The organism is uncultured Kluyvera sp. (assembly GCF_902485085.1).
Classification (GTDB): Bacteria; Pseudomonadota; Gammaproteobacteria; order Enterobacterales; family Enterobacteriaceae; genus Kluyvera; species Kluyvera ascorbata.
This window is the reverse complement of the sequence record NZ_CABTJS010000162.1, coordinates 16,084-37,993: the sequence shown is the minus strand read 5'-3', so window position 1 is coordinate 37,993 and position 21,910 is coordinate 16,084. Positions and strand designations below refer to the sequence as shown.

General features: G+C 54.9%; 20 protein-coding genes. 6 read left to right on the top strand and 14 right to left on the bottom strand.

Going from position 1 to position 21,910, the window contains the following annotated elements:
* The first annotated feature begins 205 nt into the window (after positions 1-205).
* Together chiP and chiQ are read left to right on the top strand one after the other, a co-directional pair.
* Complete coding sequence (gene chiP, locus RDN66_RS19920; RefSeq protein WP_248537458.1) at positions 206-1,612, top strand: OprD family outer membrane porin; 1,407 nt, start codon at positions 206-208, stop codon at positions 1,610-1,612.
* Positions 1,613-1,661: 49 nt separating this feature from the next.
* Positions 1,662-1,997 (top strand): ChiQ/YbfN family lipoprotein, encoded by a 336-nt coding sequence (chiQ, locus tag RDN66_RS19915; RefSeq protein WP_035892691.1) that lies wholly within the window; start codon positions 1,662-1,664, stop codon positions 1,995-1,997.
* A gap of 112 nt (positions 1,998-2,109) precedes the next feature.
* Here the strand turns inward: chiQ and fur are convergent, their stop codons facing one another.
* From fur to ybfF, 4 genes are all read right to left on the bottom strand, one after another.
* Entirely contained in the window at positions 2,110-2,562 is a 453-nt protein-coding gene (fur, locus tag RDN66_RS19910; protein WP_035892692.1) for a ferric iron uptake transcriptional regulator, read from the bottom strand.
* 296 nt (positions 2,563-2,858) lie between these two features.
* Positions 2,859-3,389, bottom strand: a complete 531-nt coding sequence (gene fldA / locus RDN66_RS19905; protein WP_035892693.1) for a flavodoxin FldA — start codon at positions 3,387-3,389, stop codon at positions 2,859-2,861.
* 150 nt (positions 3,390-3,539) lie between these two features.
* The gene (gene ybfE / locus RDN66_RS19900; protein WP_035892694.1) at positions 3,540-3,833 is read right to left on the bottom strand and encodes a LexA regulated protein; all 294 of its coding nucleotides are present in this window, start codon (positions 3,831-3,833) and stop codon (positions 3,540-3,542) included.
* A 129-nt stretch (positions 3,834-3,962) separates the two neighbouring features.
* Positions 3,963-4,727 carry an esterase gene (ybfF, locus tag RDN66_RS19895; RefSeq protein ID WP_202216228.1) on the bottom strand — a complete coding sequence of 255 codons (765 nt, stop codon included), beginning with the start codon at positions 4,725-4,727 and terminating at the stop codon, positions 3,963-3,965.
* A gap of 182 nt (positions 4,728-4,909) precedes the next feature.
* On the opposite strand from ybfF, the gene seqA reads away from it, so the two are divergent.
* Positions 4,910-5,482 carry a replication initiation negative regulator SeqA gene (gene seqA / locus RDN66_RS19890; protein ID WP_035892696.1) on the top strand — a complete coding sequence of 191 codons (573 nt, stop codon included), beginning with the start codon at positions 4,910-4,912 and terminating at the stop codon, positions 5,480-5,482.
* A gap of 38 nt (positions 5,483-5,520) precedes the next feature.
* Positions 5,521-7,161: a phosphoglucomutase (alpha-D-glucose-1,6-bisphosphate-dependent) gene (pgm, locus tag RDN66_RS19885; protein WP_308538131.1), complete on the top strand. Its 1,641-nt coding sequence runs from the start codon at positions 5,521-5,523 to the stop codon at positions 7,159-7,161.
* Positions 7,162-7,200: 39 nt separating this feature from the next.
* Here pgm and RDN66_RS19880 read toward each other — a convergent pair whose 3' ends face one another.
* The 10 genes from RDN66_RS19880 to kdpF form a co-directional block, all read right to left on the bottom strand.
* A complete protein-coding gene (locus RDN66_RS19880; RefSeq protein ID WP_123651698.1) occupies positions 7,201-7,677 on the bottom strand; it encodes a pyridoxamine 5'-phosphate oxidase family protein in 477 nt (158 codons plus the stop codon).
* Positions 7,678-7,738: 61 nt separating this feature from the next.
* Positions 7,739-9,055, bottom strand: a complete 1,317-nt coding sequence (gene potE, locus RDN66_RS19875) for a putrescine-ornithine antiporter (RefSeq protein WP_308538130.1) — start codon at positions 9,053-9,055, stop codon at positions 7,739-7,741.
* Entirely contained in the window at positions 9,052-11,247 is a 2,196-nt protein-coding gene (gene speF / locus RDN66_RS19870) for an ornithine decarboxylase SpeF (protein WP_308538129.1), read from the bottom strand. Before speF ends, potE begins: the two co-directional genes overlap by 4 nt.
* 366 nt (positions 11,248-11,613) lie before the next feature.
* The gene (speFL, locus tag RDN66_RS19865) at positions 11,614-11,718 is read right to left on the bottom strand and encodes a leader peptide SpeFL (protein WP_106875989.1); all 105 of its coding nucleotides are present in this window, start codon (positions 11,716-11,718) and stop codon (positions 11,614-11,616) included.
* A gap of 278 nt (positions 11,719-11,996) precedes the next feature.
* A complete protein-coding gene (gene kdpE, locus RDN66_RS19860) occupies positions 11,997-12,674 on the bottom strand; it encodes a two-component system response regulator KdpE (protein ID WP_035892702.1) in 678 nt (225 codons plus the stop codon).
* Positions 12,671-15,358 (bottom strand): two-component system sensor histidine kinase KdpD, encoded by a 2,688-nt coding sequence (gene kdpD / locus RDN66_RS19855; protein WP_202218149.1) that lies wholly within the window; start codon positions 15,356-15,358, stop codon positions 12,671-12,673. Before kdpD ends, kdpE begins: the two co-directional genes overlap by 4 nt.
* Before the next feature lie 2 nt (positions 15,359-15,360).
* The gene (gene kdpC / locus RDN66_RS19850) at positions 15,361-15,936 is read right to left on the bottom strand and encodes a potassium-transporting ATPase subunit KdpC (protein ID WP_035892703.1); all 576 of its coding nucleotides are present in this window, start codon (positions 15,934-15,936) and stop codon (positions 15,361-15,363) included.
* A 10-nt stretch (positions 15,937-15,946) separates the two neighbouring features.
* Positions 15,947-17,995, bottom strand: a complete 2,049-nt coding sequence (gene kdpB, locus RDN66_RS19845) for a potassium-transporting ATPase subunit KdpB (protein ID WP_202216226.1) — start codon at positions 17,993-17,995, stop codon at positions 15,947-15,949.
* A 20-nt stretch (positions 17,996-18,015) separates the two neighbouring features.
* Positions 18,016-19,695: a potassium-transporting ATPase subunit KdpA gene (gene kdpA / locus RDN66_RS19840; RefSeq protein ID WP_202216225.1), complete on the bottom strand. Its 1,680-nt coding sequence runs from the start codon at positions 19,693-19,695 to the stop codon at positions 18,016-18,018.
* Positions 19,696-19,785 (bottom strand): K(+)-transporting ATPase subunit F, encoded by a 90-nt coding sequence (gene kdpF, locus RDN66_RS19835; protein WP_035892707.1) that lies wholly within the window; start codon positions 19,783-19,785, stop codon positions 19,696-19,698.
* 305 nt (positions 19,786-20,090) lie between these two features.
* Here kdpF and RDN66_RS19830 point away from each other — a divergent pair, with 305 nt between their 5' ends.
* Positions 20,091-20,297, top strand: coding sequence for a YbfA family protein (locus RDN66_RS19830; RefSeq protein ID WP_308538128.1), 207 nt, complete (start codon positions 20,091-20,093; stop codon positions 20,295-20,297).
* Positions 20,298-20,474: 177 nt separating this feature from the next.
* Positions 20,475-21,896, top strand: coding sequence for a deoxyribodipyrimidine photo-lyase (phrB, locus tag RDN66_RS19825; protein ID WP_202216224.1), 1,422 nt, complete (start codon positions 20,475-20,477; stop codon positions 21,894-21,896).
* Positions 21,897-21,910 lie beyond the last annotated feature (14 nt).

Sequence of the window (21,910 nt, the reverse complement as noted above, 5' to 3'; positions counted from 1 at the left end):
CACGCTGTTACAAACAGAAACCAAATATGTGCGCTTTGTCATAATCCTGCACTCTCGTTGAGGAAAAGGATTGATAATTCGCGTCGCGAAAAATAGTCTATCGGTGTAGCGAAACACCTTTTTTAAGAAGTTCATTTTTTTTAAAGTTTTTATTTTTTGCTTCTGCTTTGCAGCGGCATTTTTAAAAGTCAAAGAGGATATAACTATGCGTACGTTTAGTGGCAAACGTAGTACGCTGGCGCTGGCTATCGCCGGTGTGACAGCAATGTCAGGCTTTATGATGACCCCGGAAGCAAAAGCAGAAGGTTTCATCGATGATTCTACACTGACCGGCGGTATCTATTACTGGCAGCGTGAGCGTGACCGTAAAGATGTCACCGATAATGACAAATACAAAACCAACCTTTCTCATTCCACCTGGAACGCCAACCTCGACTTCCAGTCTGGCTATGCTGCCGATATGTTCGGTATTGATATTGCTGCGTTCACCGCAATTGAAATGGCGGAAAGTGCAGAAAGCGGTCACCCGAACGAAATTGCGTTCTCCTCTAAGAACAAAGGCTACAGCGAAGATTACAGCGGCGATAAGAGCGGTATCAGCCTGTACAAAGCGGCAGCTAAATTTAAATTAGGGCCAGCATGGGCTCGCGCAGGTTACATCCAGCCAACCGGTCAGACGCTACTGGCGCCGCACTGGAGCTTTATGCCAGGTACCTATCAGGGTGCTGAAGCTGGGGCCAATTTCGACTACGGTGATGCTGGCGCGCTGAGCTTCTCCTACATGTGGACCAACAACTACAAGGCGCCTTGGCACCTTGAAATGGACAACTTCTATCAGAACGATAAGAAGACCAAAGTTGATTACCTGCACTCCATCGGTGCGAAATACGATTTCAAAAATGACCTGGTGCTGGAAGCCGCATTTGGTCAGGCAGAAGGCTATATCGATCAGTACTTCGCCAAAGGTAGCTACAAATTTGATATCCCTGGCGGCCCGCTGACCACCAGCTACCAGTTCTACGGTACCCGTGACAAGGTGAGCGATCACGGCGTCAACGACATCTATGACGGCACCGCATGGCTGCAAGCATTAACCTTCGGCTACAAGCTGCAAGAAGTCTTCGACTTCCGTCTGGAAGGGACCTGGGTTAAAGCAGAAGGCCAGCAGGGTTACTTCCTGCAGCGTATGACGCCAACCTACGCCTCCTCTAACGGTCGTCTGGATATCTGGTGGGATAACCGCTCTGACTTCAACGCCAACGGCGAAAAAGCGGTCTTCTTCGGTACTATGTATGACCTGAAAAACTGGGATCTGCCGGGTTGGGCAGTGGGTGCTTCTTACGTTTACGCATGGGATGCTAAGCCAGCGACCTGGCAGTTGAGCCCGGATGCGTACTACGACAAGAACAACAAGATTAAAGAGTCTGCCTACAGCCTCGATGTAGCATACACCGTACAGGATGGTCGTGCGAAAGGTACGCTGTTCAAACTGCACTTCACTCAGTATGACAACCACTCCGATATCCCAAGCTGGGGCGGTGGTTACGGCAACATCTTCCAGGATGAGCGTGACGTGAAATTCATGGTTATCGCACCGTTCACCATTTTCTGATGCTAACGTGGCAGGGGGAGACCTCTGCCGCCGCTAAGAGGCTCATCGTATGAAAAAACTGATTATTGTTGCGCTGATGGCTGCTGGGTTAACCGCCTGTGCGCAATCTCCTGCGCCGAAGGAAGATAGCAAGCTGAAGGATGCCTACAGCGCCTGTATTAACACCGCAGAAGGCAACCCGGATAAAATTCAGGCCTGTCAAAGCGTACTGAACGTGCTGAAGCAAGAGAAAGCACACGAGCAGTTCGCGAACCAGGAAAGCGTGCGCGTCATCGACTACCAGAAATGCATTAACGCTAGAAAAATGGGCAATGATGAAGCAGTAGCAAAAAACTGCGATAAGATCTGGCAAGAAATTCGCAGCAACAATACGCCGCAGAAATAGGCTTACGCTGATAATAAAAAACCGCTGCTTGCAGCGGTTTTTTTGTGGGCGTCGTAAAACGCAGAGTATAAAAAAACCAGCGCATAGGCTGGCTTTTCGAGAGGCTGTACGCTTATTTTGCGACTGCGTCATGCGCGTGTTCATCTTCACGGCAGTCGCCTTCAGCGCAGTGACCGTAGAGATAAAGACTGTGGTTCGTTAAGCGAATACCATGCTTCGACGCGATTTCACGCTGACGAGCTTCGATGGAATCATCGCTGAACTCGATCACTTTGCCGCAGTCGAGGCAAATCAGGTGATCGTGGTGATGCTGCTGGGTCAGTTCGAAAACGGATTTACCGCCTTCAAAATTATGACGAGTCACGATGCCGGCGTCATCAAACTGGTTAAGTACGCGGTAAACCGTGGCCAAACCAATCTCTTCACCCATGTCGATCAGGCGTTTATATAAGTCTTCCGCGCTGACATGGTGGTTATCCGGTTCCTGAAGGACTTCCAGAATCTTTAACCGTGGAAGTGTGACTTTCAGGCCAGCCTTCTTTAATGCGGTATTGTTGTCAGTCATGCGGAATCTGTCCTGTTGCTAAACGATCAACTTCCATCAGCGAAAGTATCACAGAGAATGCACCCGAATTAATGCGTCTCATTATAGAATGACCCTATTGAAATGAAAACAGCAAGAGCCGGGTAAACTAAGCTATCAAAAACGAGGCTTCACCGACAAAGTTACGATGAGACCGCGCTAAATCAGAAGATATTGTACAGGTATGCGCTAAAAAGTTAAAAAATTGTAGCTATTATTTTAATTGCTTTTACCTATTAATGAGGCGTAGTTTCATCACTACGCCTCACTGTTTTGCATCAGGCGTTTTTGATCTCTTCCAGGTGCAGCTCTTCTGCAACCTGCTTAACCCATTTTTCAACGCGTTCAGCGGTCAGCTCAGGCTGACGGTCTTCGTCGATGGCCAGACCAACAAAGTGGTCGTCATCGGCCAGGCCTTTAGACGCTTCGAAATGGTAACCTGCCGTTGGCCAGTGACCGACGATGGTCGCGCCGCGTGGTTCAATGATGTCGCGAATGGTACCCAGCGCATCACAGAAATATTCAGCATAGTCTTCCTGGTCGCCGCAGCCAAACAGCGCGACCAGCTTGCCGTTGAAGTCCACTTCTTCCAGCGTTGGGAAGAAATCGTCCCAATCGCACTGCGCTTCGCCGTAGTACCAGGTTGGGATACCCAGCAGCAGAATATCGAATGCTTCCAGATCTTCTTTGCTGCTCTTGGCAATGTCGTGAACGTCAGCGACATCTTTACCAAGCTGTTTTTGAATCATTTTTGCGATATTTTCGGTGTTCCCGGTATCGCTACCGAAAAAGATGCCAACGATTGCCATGAGTAAAATAACCTCTTGAAACTTAATGATATGGTGGTGGCTTATTGCCCACAGATAAGGGCAATCATAGCAGAACTGAGAAGCGTGCGGAAACCGCTATCGTGCCGTACTGCACACTCTGCTACATGAAAGTGTGTTTTGGGGGGATTTTCAGACTTTCCCCTGTCCGTGTAGCTGGGCCAACTGGCTCATCAACATCTCTTCGATGAGTTCGCTACGGCTCATATCACGGGCAGTCGCCAGCTCGTTGAGCGCATCAACGGCTTCGTTATTCAACTTCAGCTCCACGCGTTTCAGACCGCGCACTTTGTCGCGTTTTAACTGATTACGCTTATTAATGCGCAGCTGTTCGTCACGCGAAAGCGGATTGGTTTTTGGTCTTCCCGGCCGACGCTCATTTGCGAACAAATCTAAGGTCGTACGGTCCGTTTGTTCTTTTGCCATGGTTCTGAGTGACTTCGGGGAAACAAGCTACCGGGCGGTGCCCAGTGCAGACAGCGCGCAATCATACATCAGTGAGGCCCACACGCCAACGACCACGGCCATTCTGGCGCGCGGTCGATGCATTTTTAATCATTCACTGAGGTAACGACGGATAGCCCGCAGTACCGCGTCCGGTTTTTCGGCGTGAACCCAGTGGCCCGCACCGGCGATGACGTGTGCTTTTGCCTGGGGGAATTGAGCCAGCAGCGCGCTGCGGTAGGCTTCGGTGACGTACGGTGAATTGCCGCCGGGAATAAACAGAGCAGGGTGGTCCCAGGCCGGAATGGCTTCCCAGCCCACGATATGCGGGTATTGCTCCCACAACACCGGTACGTTAAAGCGCCAGGCGCCGTCGACGAAGGATTTCAGCAGGAACTGAATCACACCTTCTTCTTTTAAGTATTCGCGCATTACCGTCGCGGCCTGCTGGCGAGTTGCTACACCGGCGCTGGTGACGGCGTTAATGGCCGCAAAAATCTCATCGTGGCGACGGACGTGATAATCCACCGGTGCAATATCAATTGCGACCAAGCGGTCGATGCGTTCTGGGGCCAGCGCGGTAAGCGCCATCACCGCTTTGCCACCCATGGAATGGCCGATAACCGTGGCTTTTTCGATGCCGTTGGCATCAAGCGTGTCGAGAAGATCCTGAGCCATGGCGGGATAGGTCATCTCATCGGCACGCGGTGAGAGGCCATGGTTACGCATGTCGACCTTGAGGATATCGTGATCGGTAACCAGGTCGCGGGCCAGGATACCCAGATTATCGAGGCTGCCGAACAGGCCGTGGACGAGAACGATGGGAGAATTATTGTGCAGGTTTTGTGCAGATTGCGCTCGGACATTCAATTTCATAGCAAAGTTCTTTTTTTCGCATTGTCGGGTTAGGGTATCATGTTGGACATTCTAACGCTCAGGGGCAAGAGAGGAACTCATCCGAATTTTGCCGTCTTCCTGGTTTGGCGCTACCCGCTGTTGGGTTTTGACTTTATAATCCCAATGAATTGTATTCAGAAAAATTATCGCACCGGATTAAGATGAAAACGATCGAAGTTGATGACGAGCTCTATCGCTATATTGCGGCTCACACTCTGCACATTGGCGAGAGCGCGTCCGACATTTTACGGCGTATGCTGAAATTCTCCGCCGCTTCCCAGCCCGTGGCTGCTGCCGCTGCGCCGGTCGTCAAAGCAGAACCGGCTCCCGCTCCGGCCCCGGCTGCTGCTCCCGTTGCTGACGTAAAAACGGTGAAAACCGCCAAAGATAAAGTTCGTGCCATGCGCGAGCTGCTGCTCTCTGATGAGTATGCCGAGCAGAAGAAAGCGGTTAACCGCTTCATGCTGGTTCTGACCACGCTGTACGCTCTGGACAACAAAGCGTTTGCAGAAGCTACCGAATCCCTTCACGGTCGTACCCGTGTCTATTTTGCGGCTGATGAGCAAACGCTGCTCAAAAACGGCAATCAGACAAAACCAAAACAGGTTCCGGATACGCCATACTGGGTCATTACCAATACCAATACAGGCCGTAAATGCAGCATGGTCGAACACATCATGCAATCAATGCAATTCCCGGCGGAATTGATTGAGAAGGTTTGCGGTACTATCTAATACTGACAATCTAACCCTTGCATAAGAAGGACCAGGCAATGGCAAACCATACCCGTGCAGGACAACCTGCACAGCAGAGTGATTTGATCAACGTCGCCCAACTGACGGCGCAGTACTACGTGCTGCAGCCTGACGTGAGTAACCCGGAACATGCGGTGAAGTTCGGTACGTCCGGCCACCGTGGGAGCGCGGGTCGTCACAGCTTCAATGAAAAGCATATTCTGGCCATTGCTCAGGCGATTGCTGAAGAGCGCGCGAAAAATGGAATTACGGGCCCATGCTATGTCGGGAAAGATACTCACGCGCTCTCTGAGCCGGCGTTTATCTCCGTTCTCGAAGTGCTGGCAGCAAACGGGGTGGATGTCATTGTTCAGGAAGACAATGGCTTTACGCCAACTCCAGCGGTATCAAACGCTATCCTGGTACACAACAAAAAAGGCGGCAAGCTGGCCGATGGGATCGTGATTACGCCATCCCACAACCCACCGGAAGACGGCGGTATCAAGTACAACCCACCAAACGGTGGCCCGGCTGATACCAACGTCACTAAAGTGGTTGAAGACCGCGCGAATGCGCTGCTGGCTGCAAATCTGGAAGGCGTGAAGCGTATTTCGTACGACGCGGCACTGGCTTCCGGTCACGTGAAAGAAGTCGATCTGGTGCAGCCGTTTATTGAAGGGCTGGCGGATATCGTCGATATGGCGGCTATCCAGAAAGCCGGTCTGACCCTGGACGTTGACCCGCTGGGCGGTTCCGGTATCGAATACTGGAAGCGTATTGCTAAGCATTACAACCTGAACCTGACCATCGTTAACGATCACGTTGACCAGACTTTCCGCTTTATGCACCTCGATAAAGACGGCGCGATCCGTATGGACTGCTCCTCCGAGTGTGCCATGGCGGGTCTGCTGGCGCTGCGTGATAAGTTCGACCTGGCGTTTGCTAACGACCCGGACTATGACCGTCACGGTATCGTCACGCCGGCTGGCCTGATGAACCCGAACCACTATCTGGCAGTGGCAATCAACTACCTGTTCCAGCATCGCCCGCAATGGGGCAAAGACGTTGCCGTGGGTAAAACCCTGGTCTCTTCAGCAATGATTGACCGCGTGGTGAACGATCTGGGCCGTAAGCTGGTAGAAGTACCGGTCGGTTTCAAATGGTTCGTTGATGGTCTGTTCGACGGTAGCTTCGGCTTCGGCGGCGAAGAGAGCGCGGGCGCTTCCTTCCTGCGCTTTGATGGTACACCGTGGTCTACCGATAAAGACGGGATCATCATGTGCCTGCTGGCGGCGGAAATTACTGCCGTCACCGGTAAGAATCCGCAGGAGCATTACAACGAACTCGCGGCTCGTTTCGGCGCGCCAAGCTACAACCGTCTGCAGGCTAGCGCCACCTCCGCACAGAAAGCGGCGCTGTCTAAGCTCTCTCCAGAAATGGTGAGCGCCAGTACGCTGGCGGGTGACCCGATTACCGCGCGTCTGACGGCGGCACCGGGTAACGGCGCTTCTATCGGCGGTCTGAAAGTGATGACCGACAACGGCTGGTTCGCGGCGCGTCCATCCGGTACCGAAGATGCCTACAAGATTTACTGCGAAAGCTTCCTCGGTGCTGAACACCGTAAGCAGATTGAGAAAGAAGCGGTAGAAATTGTCAGCGAAGTGCTGAAAAACGCCTGAGTGATGGGGTAAGAAAAGGGAGCCGAATGGCTCCCTTTTTTATCTCTCCGCGTGCTGGCGGCAGGTTAACATCTGGCAATCGATGCGCACGACGCAAACCGCTTTCAGCATGTCATCCCGATAGCTGAATGTTTGTCCCGGCACGGCCTGGCGCATAATGACATTTAGTCCGTGCACCATTTCCTCACGTTCATGCAAAATAGTCGCCCGTCCGCTGGCAATAATACTGGAATAAGCAAAGCTATAGTCGCATGCATCGGCAGCCGGAATTAATTGGTGATCGCCATCAATTTCAAGACTAATAGCAGGGTCTTTACGCAGTAAACGCATCTTTTTTCCGCTACGCGCGCCGTGAAAATAGAACGTCCAGCGCCCGTCTTCATGCGTATAGCCGAAATTGACGGGCACAATATATGGGCTGTACTCATCGTTAAGGGCGATGCGGCAAATCTGATGGTGCTGAAGCAGACTACGAATTTTATCGGGGTCGCTGACGATGCGTTCTGGATTGCTCATGATGATGGTCTTATCAGAAAAGAAGAAAAGTGGGCTGCAGTGGTCTGCAGCCCGGATAGATTTAACCGTGTTTGTTTTTCAGTTCAAAGCGCGGCGATACCAGCCCGTACAGCGTCCAACCGAGGAACGTCACGATGGAACCGTACAGCATCGCTTCTTCGCCGGAAGAGTAGAGCGCATAAAAACTATACATAGCCCCAATGAATGCCACGAAGTTGGCGATGCGTGCTTTGTTCATAGGCACGTTAGCCATCCGCTGGATAATCACCAGCGCAGCCATCGACAGGATGTACGGAATAATGTTGGTCACCACCGCCAGGTTAACCAGCACGTTGAACTGGTTGTTCAGCGACGGGCTAATGGTCATCAGCGACAGCCCGGACTGGATAATCACGATAACCAGCATCCCCTGAACCGGAGCATCAGCACTGCTGACGCGGGAGAAGATTTTCGGGAAGTAACCTTCGTCCGCCGAGGATTTGAACACCTGAGCAATGGTGAACTGCCAACCAAGCAGCGAACCGCAGCAGGACATCACCATCAGCGCCATAATCACTTTCCCGACTTCCGGGGTGAACATCTGCGCGAAGGCCAGACCGAACGGCGCGGTGGAGTTGGCCAAGTCCATGTTTGGCACGATACCGGCAATCACGTTGGTGGAGATGATGTAAATCACCGCTGCCCCGAGCGTCCCGCCGAGTACAGCAATCGGCACGTTACGTTCCGGATTTTCCACCACTTCGGCGTTTGCACAGGCAGATTCCAGACCAAGGAACGCCCACAGCGTCATGGCAATAGAAGAACCGACGGCGCTAAAGAACGGCACGTGGTGCGGGTTCCAGGATTCGACGTACATTGTTGGGCTGAACCAGTACCAGCCGATGATGCACAGACCCACCACCGGAATAATGACGCCCCATACCGTGATGCTGCTGATCTGCCCGGTAATGCGCGCACCACCGAAGTTAGCAACGGTACAGATCCACAGCACGCCGATGGTGGCGAGCCCGATCTGCACCGGGCTCAGTGCGGCACCGAAAAGCTCGGTGCCGTAACCCACCGCCGAAATGGCGATAGCGACGTTGGCAATCAGCAGTGAAACCCCGTAGGTATAGTTGGCCATGAAGTTGCCCGACTTACCGAAGGCATACTCCGCGTAGCCACCCATACCGCCGGGTTTCTTACTGAACATCCCGCATTTTGCAAAGGTCCAGGCCAGCGCCATCGAGCCGACGGCGGTGACCAGCCAGGAGATAATGGAGATGGTGCCGACTTCAGCGAGTTTGGTGGGCAGCATGATAATCCCGGAGCCCATCATGTTCACCATTGTCAGGATGGTGAGCTGAACAACACCCATCTTATTGTTGGCTTTGCTCATAATTTCTCCCCTTTCAGCAGGGCAGGTTGCGGCTGCTGAGTCTCAATCACGTTGCACCACACTTCTTTGCGGCCGTTGTGTTCCTGGATATAAACCCCCTGCAGCTCTGGCGCGAAGCCCGGCAGCAGGTTGATGCCTTCTTCCAGCGCTTTGAAGTAACGCAGAACGGAATCACCCCAGATTTCCCCAGGAACAACACACAGCACGCCTGGAGGATACGGCAGGGCACCTTCGGCGGCGATTTTGCCTTCCGCCATCGACAGCGGTACCAGCTCAACCTGACCACGAAGGTAGGCGTAGTTGGCGTCCTGTGGATTCATGCTGACGCGTGGGAAGTGTGATTTACGGAACATCTCTTTTTGCAGCTGTTTCACGTTGTGACGCGCATACAGGTCATGCATTTCCTGGCAGAGCTGGCGCAGGGTGTAACCGGCATAGCGGTCTTTATGCTGACCGTAGAGCGATGGCAGAACCTCTTGCAGCGGCGCATCGGCTTCCAGCAGCGTTTCGAAACGGACCAGCAGCGCGACGAGCTGTTGCAGCTTGGCCATATCTTCCGCTGGCGTCAGCAGGAACAGGATGGAGTTGAGGTCGCATTTTTCCGGCACCACGCCGTGTTCACGTAGGTAGTTCGCCAGAATGGTGGCCGGTACGCCGAAGGTGTCATATTCGCCTTCAGCATTAATGCCCGGGGTGGTCAGCAGCAGTTTGCATGGGTCGACAAAGTACTGATGTTCAGCATAGCCTTCAAAACCGTGCCAGCGCTCGCCCGGTACGAAGTGGAAGAAGCGCAGGTCGTTGGCAATGGTTTCGGTCGGCCATGACTGCCATGCTTTACCGTCAATTTCACCTGGTACGAACGGGCGAATATGGTGGCAGTTATCGAGGATAAGCTTACGCGCTTCGATACCGTTGGAGACGCAGTCCATCCACATATTGCGGCCAGCCTGACCTTCATGCATACGGGCGTTCACGTCCAGGGCGGCAAACAGCGGGTAGAACGGGCTGGTGGAGGCGTGCATCATAAAGGCGTTATTGAGGCGTTTATGTGGAACATAACGCTGTTGGCCTTTGATATGGCTATCTTTCTTGTGAATCTGCGAGGTCTGTGAGAAGCCTGCCTGCTGTTTGTGTACCGACTGAGTGACCAGAATCCCTGGATCGTTTTCGTTGAGTTCAAGCAGCAGCGGCGAGCAGTCGGCCATCATCGGAATAAACTGTTCGTAGCCGACCCACGCGGAGTCGAACAGGATGTAGTCGCAGAGATGACCAATTTTATCAACCACCTGACGGGCGTTATAGATGGTGCCGTCGTAGGTGCCAAGCTGAATCACCGCCAGGCGGAACGGGCGCTGATTACGCGCGCGGTTTGGTGCAACTTCGGCAATCAGTTCACGCAGATAACCCTCTTCAAAACAGTGGGCATCGATACCACCGATAAAGCCGTACGGGTTGCGCGCGGTTTCCAGATAAATTGGCGTAGCCCCCGCCTGTAACAGCGCGCCGTGGTGGTTGGATTTGTGGTTGTTGCGGTCAAACAGCACCAGGTCACCCGGGGTGAGCAGGGCGTTCAGCACCACTTTGTTAGAAGACGAGGTGCCGTTCAGAACGAAGTAGGTTTTATCAGCGTTAAACACTTTGGCGGCGTGCTGCTGTGCAATGCACGGCGCACCTTCGTGGATCAAGAGGTCGCCCATTGCCACGTCGGCGTTGCAAAGGTCAGAGCGGAACAGGGTTTCGCCAAAGTATTCAACAAACTGGTTGCCCGCAGGGTGACGGCGGAAGAATTCACCCCCCTGATGCCCCGGGCAGTCAAACGCACTGTTACCCTGTGCCACGTAATCAACCAGCGCGCTGAAGAATGGTGGACGCAGGTTCACTTCATACTTGTGCGCCGCCGATTCCAGCTGACGACCATAGAAGTCATTGCGGGTTTCGTCATGCTCGAATACCCCTTGAATACGTGAGAGATATTCGGCGGGAACAATCTGGTCTTTATTAATAGCAATAAATACTGGCAGGTTATAACCCGTCGCGTCTATTTCATCGAGTTTACCGCACTCAACGTCTTCAATAGATAATACGGCAGCAGCAACATCAATAAAGTGTGTGTCGCAGGTATTGATAATAGCGCGCTGGGTAGTAAAACAGTCCGGGCAAGTACGGCTTACGGCAATTTTTAATTCAGACATTTTTCATCTCTTTATTTTAGGTAATAGCAGTCCCTCAATTTCCCGAATGAGAAATTGATATCGCCGGAAAAAAAGCAAAACGATCTCGCTGACAATAACGTCAGGGCGTGAGCTTCTTTTGAATGTGGCAAACCCAGCCGGTCCGGTGGCCGGAAGCTTTTACCCGTCATACTTCAAGCTGCAGGTGCGTTGGCTGCGTTCGTTCACCCGAATGACTTACTAGAGCAAGCTCATCGGGATTCACTCTCTTGCTGCCTTCCTGTAACTCGAATTATTTAGGGTATAGGTTTGTCAGAGCGAGCGCTGGCTACAGGCGTGAGCCCGTATTAGCAGGGAATAACTGCGAGGCGCCCGAAGTCGGGAGACTTATCGGGCGTTAAAGAAGTGAAAATCGAAACTATTGCGATGGGCAAACATCATAATATGTGTTGTCCGTCGAATATGAGGCATCAATCGGTTATTGTTTTCCATTTCGTATACCTTCGATGAATATCTTATGGCGAGGTCATTTTATCTCTGAATTGGTTCAAAACTGTGAGATTGATCAATATAACAAGATCAATAGTGAAATTATCCATTATTGGTAGTGGTGATACCAGGATTAAATGCTGTTTTGTTTAAATATTGTAAATAAACTGTTTAATAATTATTTTAAATAAGGGTAATGACGCCGAGTAAATATTTTTCGGCTTGAGGTTAATCTTGCGGTGAAATAATAAATAAAGAATAGAGAGGTTGTGAATAAATATTCATAACATAAACCGATAACCAATTCCGGTTTCGGTTAATAAATGCTGTGGGCGCGCGGGATCTATTTCCAGCTTCTGGCGAAGGTGCCCCATATAAATGCGCAAATAGTGACTATGCTCTACGGCGTTGGGTCCCCAGACCTGGTTGAGCAGCTGGCGCTGGGTGAGCACTTTTCCCGCGTTGTTGAGCAGCACCGCCAGCAGACGGAATTCAATAGGGGTGAGGTGAATTTCTTCTCCGCCGCGAGTGATACGACGCGCGGCGAGGTCGACGGTGGTATCTGAAAAGGTCACGATAGGATCATTCGGCTGGCTGCCCGCATGGCGGCGTAGCGCAACGCGCAGACGAGCCTGAAGCTCGCCAATACCAAAAGGCTTACTGAGATAGTCATCCGCACCCGCGTCGAGCGCGGCAATTTTATCGCTCTCTTCGCTGCGCGCTGACAGCACGATAATCGGCACCGGGCTCCACTGGCGAATATCGCGGATAAAATCCAACCCGTCGCCGTCGGGCAGACCGAGGTCGAGAATGATCAGGTCAGGCTTGCGCGTGGCGGCTTCCAGCAGGCCTCGCTGTAGCGTGGGGGCGTCAAAAACGCGCAGGTCTTCTGCCTCCAGCGCGGTGCGCAGAAAACGGCGGATGGCTTGTTCATCTTCAACAATTAAAACGCTGGTCACAGGCCGTCGTGTCCCTCATCAAGTTCTGGCGGTTGTTCTAACGCTAGTGTAACACGAAAACAGGCGCCGCCTTCCGGGCGGTTGCTGGCGGTGAGTGTACCGCCGTGAATATCGACGATTGCCTGGCAGATAGCGAGCCCCAACCCCACGCCGGGGATCGCAGACTCTTTATGCCCACGGGTAAACTTGGCAAAAAGATGTTCTTCCTGTCCGCCGGGAATGCCGGGCCCGCTGTCCCAGACGTCAAGCAGCAGATGGTCATCTTTGGTAGTGGCAGCGATACCGATCTCCGCTTCGCTACCCGCGTATTTCACGGCGTTCTCCAGCAGATTAATCAACACGCGCTCGAACAGCGGGCCGTCGATATGTACCAGCATCAGCGGGTCGGGTAGGGAGAGGGCGATATGCCGACCGTTAAGGCTCGGCTCCAGCATACGCAGCGCGCTACCGACCACTTCTTCAAGCGTCAGCCACTCTTTATGCAAATTAAAGCCGCCCGACTGTAGTCGCGCCATATCCAGCAAATTGTTCACCAGTCGGGTGGTATTGAGCACGTGCTGGCGAATTTCGTTGGCCTGAGGCGCGTACGGCGAGCCGCTGCTGGCAAGGTCGAGCGTCAGGATTTCCGCCTGACCGAACAGCACGGTCAGCGGTGTGCGCAGATCATGAGAAAGCGCTGCCAGTAGCGAGTTGCGCAGGCTCTCGCGGGCGCTGATAAGCCGCGACTGCGCTTCGCTTTCGGTTAACGCCAGGCGTTCCAGCGCGCTGGCAACCAGCAAGGTGAAGGTTTCCAGCAGACGCTGCTGCTCGGGGATCATCAACTGGCGCAGGTTATTGGGTTCGACCACGATAAGTCCGTGGGTTTTATCGGCGCTGCGCAGCGGAAGAAGCAAGTAGGGCACGCCGGGCAGGGTATCGGTTCCCGCACCGGCCGGTAGCCCTTTATCAAAGCTCCAGTGGGCGATGGCTTCATCCCACGGCGTCATGCCCTCCTGGTGGGTCAGCGATGTTAACGTGCCGTGTTCATCCGGCATCAGTACCTGGCTGCGGGCGTGGAAGGTGGTGCGAATATACTGCTCGCAGGTGTGGGCGATATCATGGGCGTTGCGGCCCACGGCAAGCGCTTTGGACATCTCATAAAGATGACGGGTGCGTTGCTCACGATAGCGTGCAACGCGCGCCTGATAACGGACGCCCGCGGTAAGATTACCGATAACTAGCCCCACGGTGAGCATTACGCCGAAGGTGAGCAGGTACTGCACGTCGGAGACGGCAAGCGTCCCGCGTGGGGCGATGAAGAAGAGGTCGAAGCTGACCACGTTAATCACCGTGGCGAGCACCGACGGCCAGCGGCCGTAGAACAGCGCGACGATCACCACGCCCAGCAGATAAAGCATCACCAGGTTGGCGGCCTCAAAGGCCATCAGCCATTGGTTGGCAATCAGCGTAATACCGGCGCATAGCCCTAGCGCCACCAGACAGCCGCGAATCTGTACCCGCCACTTATCCATAAATGGTCGCTGATCGCGCGATCGCTCCGGCAGGGGAAGCGGCGATTCATCGACGCCGACGACCAGCAGATCCAGCTCTGGTGCATGGCGGGCGAGCCGCTCACCAAAGCGTTCGCCTCGCCACCAGTGGCGCTTTTTCTGACGGCCAATCACGATTTTGCCAAGATTGTGCTCGCGCGCGTAGCGGATCACCGCCGCCTCTTCCGACGGCTCAGAAAGCGTAGCCGTTTCGGCACCCAGCTCTTGCGCCAGACGCAGGGCGTTGAGAATAGCCCGACGCTGAGGTTCGGGTAGGCGGTGCAGGGTAGGGGTTTCCACATATACGGCATGCCAGACGCTGCCAAGGCGGGCCGCCAGGCGCGCGGCGGAGCGCACCAGCTTTTCGCTGCCGCTGTGGTGGCCGATACACAGCAAAATGGCATCACGGGTGTGCCAGACTTTTTCTTGCCCTTGACCATCGCGCCAGGCGCGCATTTGATCGTCCACGCGGTCGGCGGTACGGCGCAGCGCCAGTTCGCGCAGGGCAATCAGATTACCTTTGCGGAAAAAATTCTCGATGGCGCGTTCGGCCTGCCCGGCAAGATAGACCTTACCTTCGTTCAGGCGCTGACGCAGATCGTCCGGGGGAAGATCGACCAGCACCACCTCGTCGGCGGCATCAAAGAAGGGATCGGGTACCGTTTCGCGCACCTGAATACCTGTCACGCCGCTGACGATATCGTTGAGACTCTCCAGATGCTGAACGTTAACGGTGGTGAAGACATCGATGCCCGCTTCCAGCAGTTCATCAATATCCTGCCAGCGTTTCGGGTGGCGCGAGCCGGGCGCATTGCTGTGTGCCAGCTCGTCCATCAATACCAGCGCCGGACGACGGGCGAGGGCGGCATCAAGATCAAACTCGTAAACGTAGCGCCCGCGATAGGCGCTGCGCTTTGGCGGCAGGAGGGTGAGGCCGCTGAGCATTGCGGCGGTCTCTTTACGTCCGTGTGTCTCCACCACGCCGGCCAGAATATCGAGCCCTTGCGCCCGCAGACGCTGCGCCTCGGCCAGCATCGCCCAGGTTTTTCCTACCCCAGCACAGGCACCGAAGAAAATCTTCAGCTTACCGCGGTGCGCTTCGGCGGTTTGTTCCAGCAGGCGGTCCGGGTTGGGACGCAGCGGCTCGTCGGTCATCATTAGTTATCCTTGTGGGCATCCAGCGCCATATTCAGCTTAGTAATATTTACCACAGGTTGTCCGAGAAAGCCGAGCAGCGGAGAGTTTGTCGCGGCTTCAACTTCTTTACGCAGCCACTCCGCCGGGACGTTACGCGCTTTGGCAATACGCGGTACCTGCCACAGCGCGGCTGCTGGCGTCAGATTCGGGTCCAGGCCGCTGGCGGAGGCGGTAACCAGCTCAACCGGTACTTCATGGCTGGCATCCGGGTTAGCGGCACGTAGCGCGGCGATACGGTCGGTAAACAGTTTATCCAGCGCCGGGTTGCTGCCCGCGAGATTACTGCCGCCGGACGCCATCGGGTTATCCGGGGCGTCCGAGGTCGCGGAAGGGCGACCCTGGAAATAGCGGGGATCGGTAAAGTTCTGCCCGATCAGGTACGATCCGCGAATCTCATGGTTTTCGATAATTAATGACCCTCCCGACTGCGCCGGGAAGAACCACTGCCCCAGCGCGGTGGTCAGCAGAGGGTAGAGCCCCCCGGTGATAAGCGCCAGGAACAGAAAAATCACGATAGCAGGACGTAATGCAGACATGGCTATTTCCTCAGACCAGACCCAGCAGGGTCAGCAGTAAATCGATAACTTTAATGCCAATAAACGGCACAACCAGACCACCAGCACCATAGATCCACAGGTTACGGCGCAGCATGGCCGAGGCGGAGAGCGGGCGGTAGCTCACCCCTTTTAGCGCCAGCGGCAGCAGGAAGACGATAATCAGGGCGTTGAAAATCACCGCGCTCAGAATGGCCGAGTCAGGCGAGTGCAGATGCATGATGTTGAGCACGCCCAGCTGTGGCCAGCTTGCCGCGAACGCCGCTGGAATGATGGCGAAGTATTTGGCGACGTCATTGGCGATACTGAAGGTGGTCAGGGAACCACGAGTCATCAGCATCTGTTTACCGATATGCACGACTTCAATCAGTTTGGTGGGGTTTGAGTCCAGATCCACCATGTTGCCAGCCTCTTTCGCCGCCTGGGTCCCGGAGTTCATCGCCACCGCTACGTCGGCTTGCGCCAGCGCCGGGGCGTCGTTAGTGCCGTCGCCGGTCATCGCCACCATGCGACCTTCGGACTGATACTGACGAATCAGCGCCAGTTTGGCCTCCGGCGTGGCTTCGGCCAGGAAATCGTCCACGCCCGCTTCGGCGGCTATCGCGGCCGCGGTGAGGCGGTTGTCACCGGTGATCATCACCGTTTTGATACCCATTTTGCGCAGCTGAGCGAAGCGCTCTTTAATGCCGCCTTTGACGATATCTTTCAGCGAGATAACGCCGAGCACGCGAGCCCCTTCGGCTACCACCAGTGGCGTGGCACCAAGGCGGGCAACGCTCTCGACTTTTTGCTCCACGTCCTGCGGGAAGCTGCCGCCGTTGCTCTCGATATGGCGGCGAATGGCATCGACGGAGCCTTTACGGATCATGCGGTTGTCGATGTTGATCCCGCTCATGCGGCTTTGGGCGGTAAACGGCACAAAGGTGGCATGCAGCGTTTGCAGATCCCGCTCGCGCAGATTAAAGCGCTGTTTTGCCAGCACCACGATGCTGCGGCCTTCCGGCGTTTCGTCCGCCAGCGATGAGAGCTGTGCGGCATCGCCCAGCGTTTTCTCGTCCACGCCATCGGCTGGCAGGAACTGGGAAGCCTGACGGTTGCCGAGGGTGATGGTGCCGGTTTTATCCAGCAGCAGCACGTCCACGTCGCCCGCCGCTTCTACTGCGCGACCGCTGGTGGCAATCACGTTAGCGCCGAGCATACGGCTCATCCCGGCCACGCCGATGGCGGAGAGCAGGCCACCGATGGTGGTAGGAATCAAACACACCAGCAGCGCAACCAGCACGGTGACGCTAATCGGCGTGCCGCTCCAGGCGGAGAACGGCCAGATGGTGGCCGTCGCCAGCAGGAATACGATAGTCAGCGCGACTAACAGAATAGTCAGGGCAATTTCGTTAGGCGTTTTACGACGCTGCGCGCCTTCAACCATGGCGATCATCCGGTCAAGGAAGGTTTCGCCTGGGTTGACGCTACAGCGCACGACCAGCCAGTCTGAGAGAATGCGCGTCCCACCGGTGACGGAGGCAAAGTCACCGCCGGACTCGCGGATTACCGGTGCAGATTCCCCGGTTATGGCGCTTTCATCCACTGATGCGCCGCCCTCAATAACTTCGCCGTCACAGGGAATGATATCTCCGGCTTCCACCAGCACCACATCGCCTTTACGCAGTTCGTCTGCCGGGACGTGATCCATCGCGGCACCGTAGCGGGCCTCGCGCAGTTTGCGGGCAAACGCCGTTTTCTTGACGCCTTTCAGGCTGTTGGCCTGCGCCTTGCTGCGGCCTTCCGCCATCGCTTCAGCAAAGTTAGCGAACAGTACGGTAAACCACAGCCACAGCGCGATAGCACCGCTGAACCACGCGTTACCCGGCAGGGTTCCCAGCGCCATGGCGACGGCCAACCCGCTGGTGAGTACGCTGCCTATCCAGACGATAAACATCACCGGGTTACGCCACTGAATGGTCGGGCTCAGTTTCTTCACGGCATCGATCAACGCCTGGCGAACCAGAGAGGGTTCGAACAGGGCCAGTTGTTTGCGACTCATAACCAATAGCTCCGCATCACTCAAAACAGGGAAAGATGTTCCGCAACAGGGCCAATCGCCAGGGCGGGAATAAAGGTCAGGGCGCCAACCAGCAGCACGGTCCCCATCAGCAGGCCGATAAACAGCGCGTCATGGGTGGCAAGCGTACCCGGGGTGGCTGGCTGGATTTTTTTGCTGACCAGCGAACCGGCAATCGCCATCACCGGTACGATGACGCCGAAGCGACCGACGAACATGCAGAACGCCAGCAGGCAGTTCCAGAACGGTGAGTTGGCGCTAAGACCGGCAAAGGCGCTACCGTTGTTGTTGGCGGCTGACGATACGGCGTACAGCACTTCGCTAAAGCCGTGTGAACCGGGGTTAGCCATCGCGCTGCGGCCCGCGTCTGTCATCATCGCGAGCGCAGTGCCAAGCAGTACCAGCGTCGGGGTGACCAGAATCGCCAGCGCGGTCATCTTCATCTCCGGCACGTCGATTTTTTTACCGAGATATTCCGGGGTGCGGCCAATCATCAGACCGGCAATAAACACTGCCAGCATCACGAACAGCAGCATGCCGTAGAGACCAGAACCGACGCCGCCGAACACCACTTCACCAATCTGCATCAGCCACAGCGGGATCATGCCGCCGAGTGCGGTAAAGGAATCGTGCATCGCGTTGACCGCACCGCAGGAGGCGGCAGTGGTCACCACGGCGTACAGGCTGCTGGCAAGAATGCCAAAGCGGCTCTCTTTACCTTCCATATTGATGCTGCTGTCGGCACCGAAGGCCAACAGATGCGGGTTACCGCGGGTTTCAGCCCACATCACCACTGCGACGCAGATGATAAAGATAAGCGTCATGGCCCAGAGAATGGCGCGGCCCTGGCGGTTATCGCCCACCGCTTCGCCAAAGGCAAAGCACAGCGCGGCAGGAATCAGGAAAATAGCCAGCATCTGCACAAAGTTGGTGAGTGCCGTTGGGTTTTCAAACGGATGCGAAGAGTTGGCGTTAAAGAAGCCACCGCCGTTGGTACCGAGCATCTTAATGGCTTCCTGCGAGGCGACCGGCCCCATTGGCAGCAACTGATGCGCGCCCTCAATGCTGGTAAACGGCTGGTAGGGCAGGAAATTCTGCAATGCCCCTTGCTGAATGAAGAACAGCGCCAGCAGCAGGGAAATCGGCAGCAGCAGCCACAGCGTGATGCGGGTGATATCGACCCACGCGTTACCCAGCGTGTTCACGCTGTGGCGGGCAAACGCACGCACCAGCGCAAACAGCACGGCAATCCCGGTGGCGGCAGAGAGGAAGTTCTGTACCGTCAAACCCGCCATCTGGCTGAAATAGCTCAGGGTGGTTTCACCGCTATAGGACTGCCAGTTGGTGTTGCTGACAAAGCTGACGGCGGTATTAAGCGCCAGATGCCATGACAGTCCCGGAAGTTTTTGCGGGTTCAGTGGCAGCACGCCCTGCAACATCAGCATGGCGAAAAGTACCAGCAGCCCGACCAGATTCAGCAGCAGGATGGCAATGGTATAGCGCCCCCAGCTCATCTCATGGCCGGAAATGCCCATGACGCGCCAGAGCCCGCTTTCACAGCGGGCAAGCCCCGGCAGCGGCGTGTTGTTGATCATCCCTGCCAGCACTTTGCCCAGCGGACGGGCGAGCACAAACAGCACCAGCAGGAAGCTGGCAACGAGTAAAAATCCTTGAGCAGCCATTTACAGCGCCTCCGCCTTGAAAAGGGCATAAACCAGATACGCCAGTAACAGGAACACCAGCACCGTGCCGGCTATTACGCCTGTAGTCACAATCCACCTCCGGATGGTTGAGTTATTGCGCTAAGCGTAGGTTTTTGGGTGCAAAAATTTCGCAAAAATAGAATGGCGGGGTGTAAAAAAAGTATAAAAATGGCGTAATCCACAATTTAACTAATGGTTAGTATTAATTTAACAATTATGTAACTCAGTTACGGCGTGAATGTAAATAAACACTAAATGCACAAAAATTAGTGGTCGGATGAGTAGTAAAATTACACAAATAACGGTACTCTTTTAGTCAGATTACTGAGCTTCATTTTCCGGCGTGCCTTGCCGGCCAACTTAGGGGAGAGAATATGGACCTGTATAGAAAATATCCTGCACACATTGTGTTGTTGCGTCGTACTTTCGCCGTGGTGGCGGGGATTGTCGCATTACCGGTGATGCTGTTCTGGAAAGATCGCGCCCGCTTCTACAGCTATCTGCACCGCGTCTGGTCGAAAACCAGCGATAAGCCGGTATGGATGGCGCAGGCTGAAGAGGCCGCCCGCGGCTTCTATTGATAGTGTCGTGCTAATCCCGGCGGCGCTTCGCTTGGCCGGGCTACAAAGCCGTCCTTACCAGGGCGGCTTTTTTGTTTTTGTAGGCCTGATAAGCGCAGCGCCATCAGACAGTCGAGCCGCACGTTATCGAATAATTGTGTAATATGAATGTATTAGATAAATACATTCAGGATATTTATGTCTACCCATTTGATCTGGTTTCGCGCCGATCTCCGACTGCACGACAATTTTGCCCTTGCTGCCGCCTGCCGTGATCCCGATGCGCAGGTGCTGGCGCTGTTTATTGCGACTCCTGAACAGTGGAAAGCGCACCATATGGCTCCGCGCCAGGCGGCCTATATCGCCGCGCAGGTGAATGCGCTGCGTCAGGCGCTGGCAGAGAAAAATATCCCGCTAATTTTTCATGAGGTGGCCGACTTTGCCGCCAGCGTCGAAATCGTAAAAACGATTTGTCAGCAGCACGAGGTGACGCAGCTTTTTTATAACTACCAGTATGAATTCAACGAGCGCCAGCGCGATGCTGCCGTAGAGCGGGTGCTGACGGACACGGTTTGTCAGGGCTTTGATGACAGCGTGATCCTACCTCCCGGCGCGGTGATGACCGGCAATCACGAAATGTATAAAGTTTTCACACCGTATAAAAATGCCTGGCTGCGGCGCTTAAAAGAGCACATGCCGGAATGCGTGCGTGCTCCTGAGTCACGGAATACTTCGGCGGTAACCGACGCGGCAACCATTCATTTTCAGTATCCCCAGCAGCCCTTTGACCCGGCGCTTTTCCCAGCGGATGAAAAGGCAGCTATCGGCCAGCTTCGCCGTTTTTGTCAGGACGGCGCGGGTGAATACGAGGCTCAGCGCGATTTCCCGTCGATTGAAGGCACCAGCCGCCTGTCGGCCTGCCTCGCGGTTGGCGTGCTTTCACCTCGCCAGTGCCTGTACCGTCTGCTGGCGGAACAACCCGAAGCGCTGAACGGCGGCGCGGGTAGCGTCTGGCTGAACGAACTTATCTGGCGCGAGTTTTACCGCCACCTGATGACCTACTTCCCTCGACTTTGCAAACATCGCCCGTTTATCGACTGGACCGATCGCGTGTGCTGGCAAGAGCCGTCAGAAGCGCTTATCGCCTGGCAGGAAGGGCGTACCGGTTACCCGATTGTGGATGCGGCGATGCGACAGCTTAATGCAACCGGCTGGATGCATAATCGGTTGCGGATGATTGTTGCCAGCTTCCTGGTCAAAGATTTGCTGATCGACTGGCGACAGGGCGAGCAGTATTTTATGTCACAGCTGGTGGACGGCTGCCTGGCGGCTAACAACGGCGGCTGGCAGTGGGCGGCCTCGACGGGAACGGATGCAGCGCCTTATTTTCGAATTTTCAATCCCACCACACAGGGGGAGCGTTTTGATAAAAGCGGCGCATTTATTCGTCAGTGGCTACCGGAATTAGCCGAGGTGCCGGAGAAGGCGATTCACCAGCCGTGGGTGTGGGCGGAAAAGCAGAAGGTTGAGATTAACTATCCGCGACCCATTGTCGATCATGCTGAGGCGAGGGTAGCAACGCTTGCTGCTTACGAAGCGGCAAAAAAACACGGGATGTGATACTGGAGAATTCC

What these genes read in the sequence shown, in the direction of transcription:
- chiP (WP_248537458.1), top strand. Translation starts at nt 206, where the DNA reads ATGCGTACGTTTAGTGGCAAACGTAGTACGCTGGCGCTGGCTATCGCC.
- chiQ (WP_035892691.1), top strand. Translation starts at nt 1,662, where the DNA reads ATGAAAAAACTGATTATTGTTGCGCTGATGGCTGCTGGGTTAACCGCC.
- fur (WP_035892692.1), bottom strand. Translation starts at nt 2,562, where the DNA reads ATGACTGACAACAATACCGCATTAAAGAAGGCTGGCCTGAAAGTCACA.
- fldA (WP_035892693.1), bottom strand. Translation starts at nt 3,389, where the DNA reads ATGGCAATCGTTGGCATCTTTTTCGGTAGCGATACCGGGAACACCGAA.
- ybfE (WP_035892694.1), bottom strand. Translation starts at nt 3,833, where the DNA reads ATGGCAAAAGAACAAACGGACCGTACGACCTTAGATTTGTTCGCAAAT.
- ybfF (WP_202216228.1), bottom strand. Translation starts at nt 4,727, where the DNA reads ATGAAATTGAATGTCCGAGCGCAATCTGCACAAAACCTGCACAATAAT.
- seqA (WP_035892696.1), top strand. Translation starts at nt 4,910, where the DNA reads ATGAAAACGATCGAAGTTGATGACGAGCTCTATCGCTATATTGCGGCT.
- pgm (WP_308538131.1), top strand. Translation starts at nt 5,521, where the DNA reads ATGGCAAACCATACCCGTGCAGGACAACCTGCACAGCAGAGTGATTTG.
- RDN66_RS19880 (WP_123651698.1), bottom strand. Translation starts at nt 7,677, where the DNA reads ATGAGCAATCCAGAACGCATCGTCAGCGACCCCGATAAAATTCGTAGT.
- potE (WP_308538130.1), bottom strand. Translation starts at nt 9,055, where the DNA reads ATGAGCAAAGCCAACAATAAGATGGGTGTTGTTCAGCTCACCATCCTG.
- speF (WP_308538129.1), bottom strand. Translation starts at nt 11,247, where the DNA reads ATGTCTGAATTAAAAATTGCCGTAAGCCGTACTTGCCCGGACTGTTTT.
- speFL (WP_106875989.1), bottom strand. Translation starts at nt 11,718, where the DNA reads ATGGAAAACAATAACCGATTGATGCCTCATATTCGACGGACAACACAT.
- kdpD (WP_202218149.1), bottom strand. Translation starts at nt 15,358, where the DNA reads ATGACCGACGAGCCGCTGCGTCCCAACCCGGACCGCCTGCTGGAACAA.
- kdpC (WP_035892703.1), bottom strand. Translation starts at nt 15,936, where the DNA reads ATGTCTGCATTACGTCCTGCTATCGTGATTTTTCTGTTCCTGGCGCTT.
- kdpB (WP_202216226.1), bottom strand. Translation starts at nt 17,995, where the DNA reads ATGAGTCGCAAACAACTGGCCCTGTTCGAACCCTCTCTGGTTCGCCAG.
- kdpA (WP_202216225.1), bottom strand. Translation starts at nt 19,695, where the DNA reads ATGGCTGCTCAAGGATTTTTACTCGTTGCCAGCTTCCTGCTGGTGCTG.
- RDN66_RS19830 (WP_308538128.1), top strand. Translation starts at nt 20,091, where the DNA reads ATGGACCTGTATAGAAAATATCCTGCACACATTGTGTTGTTGCGTCGT.
- phrB (WP_202216224.1), top strand. Translation starts at nt 20,475, where the DNA reads ATGTCTACCCATTTGATCTGGTTTCGCGCCGATCTCCGACTGCACGAC.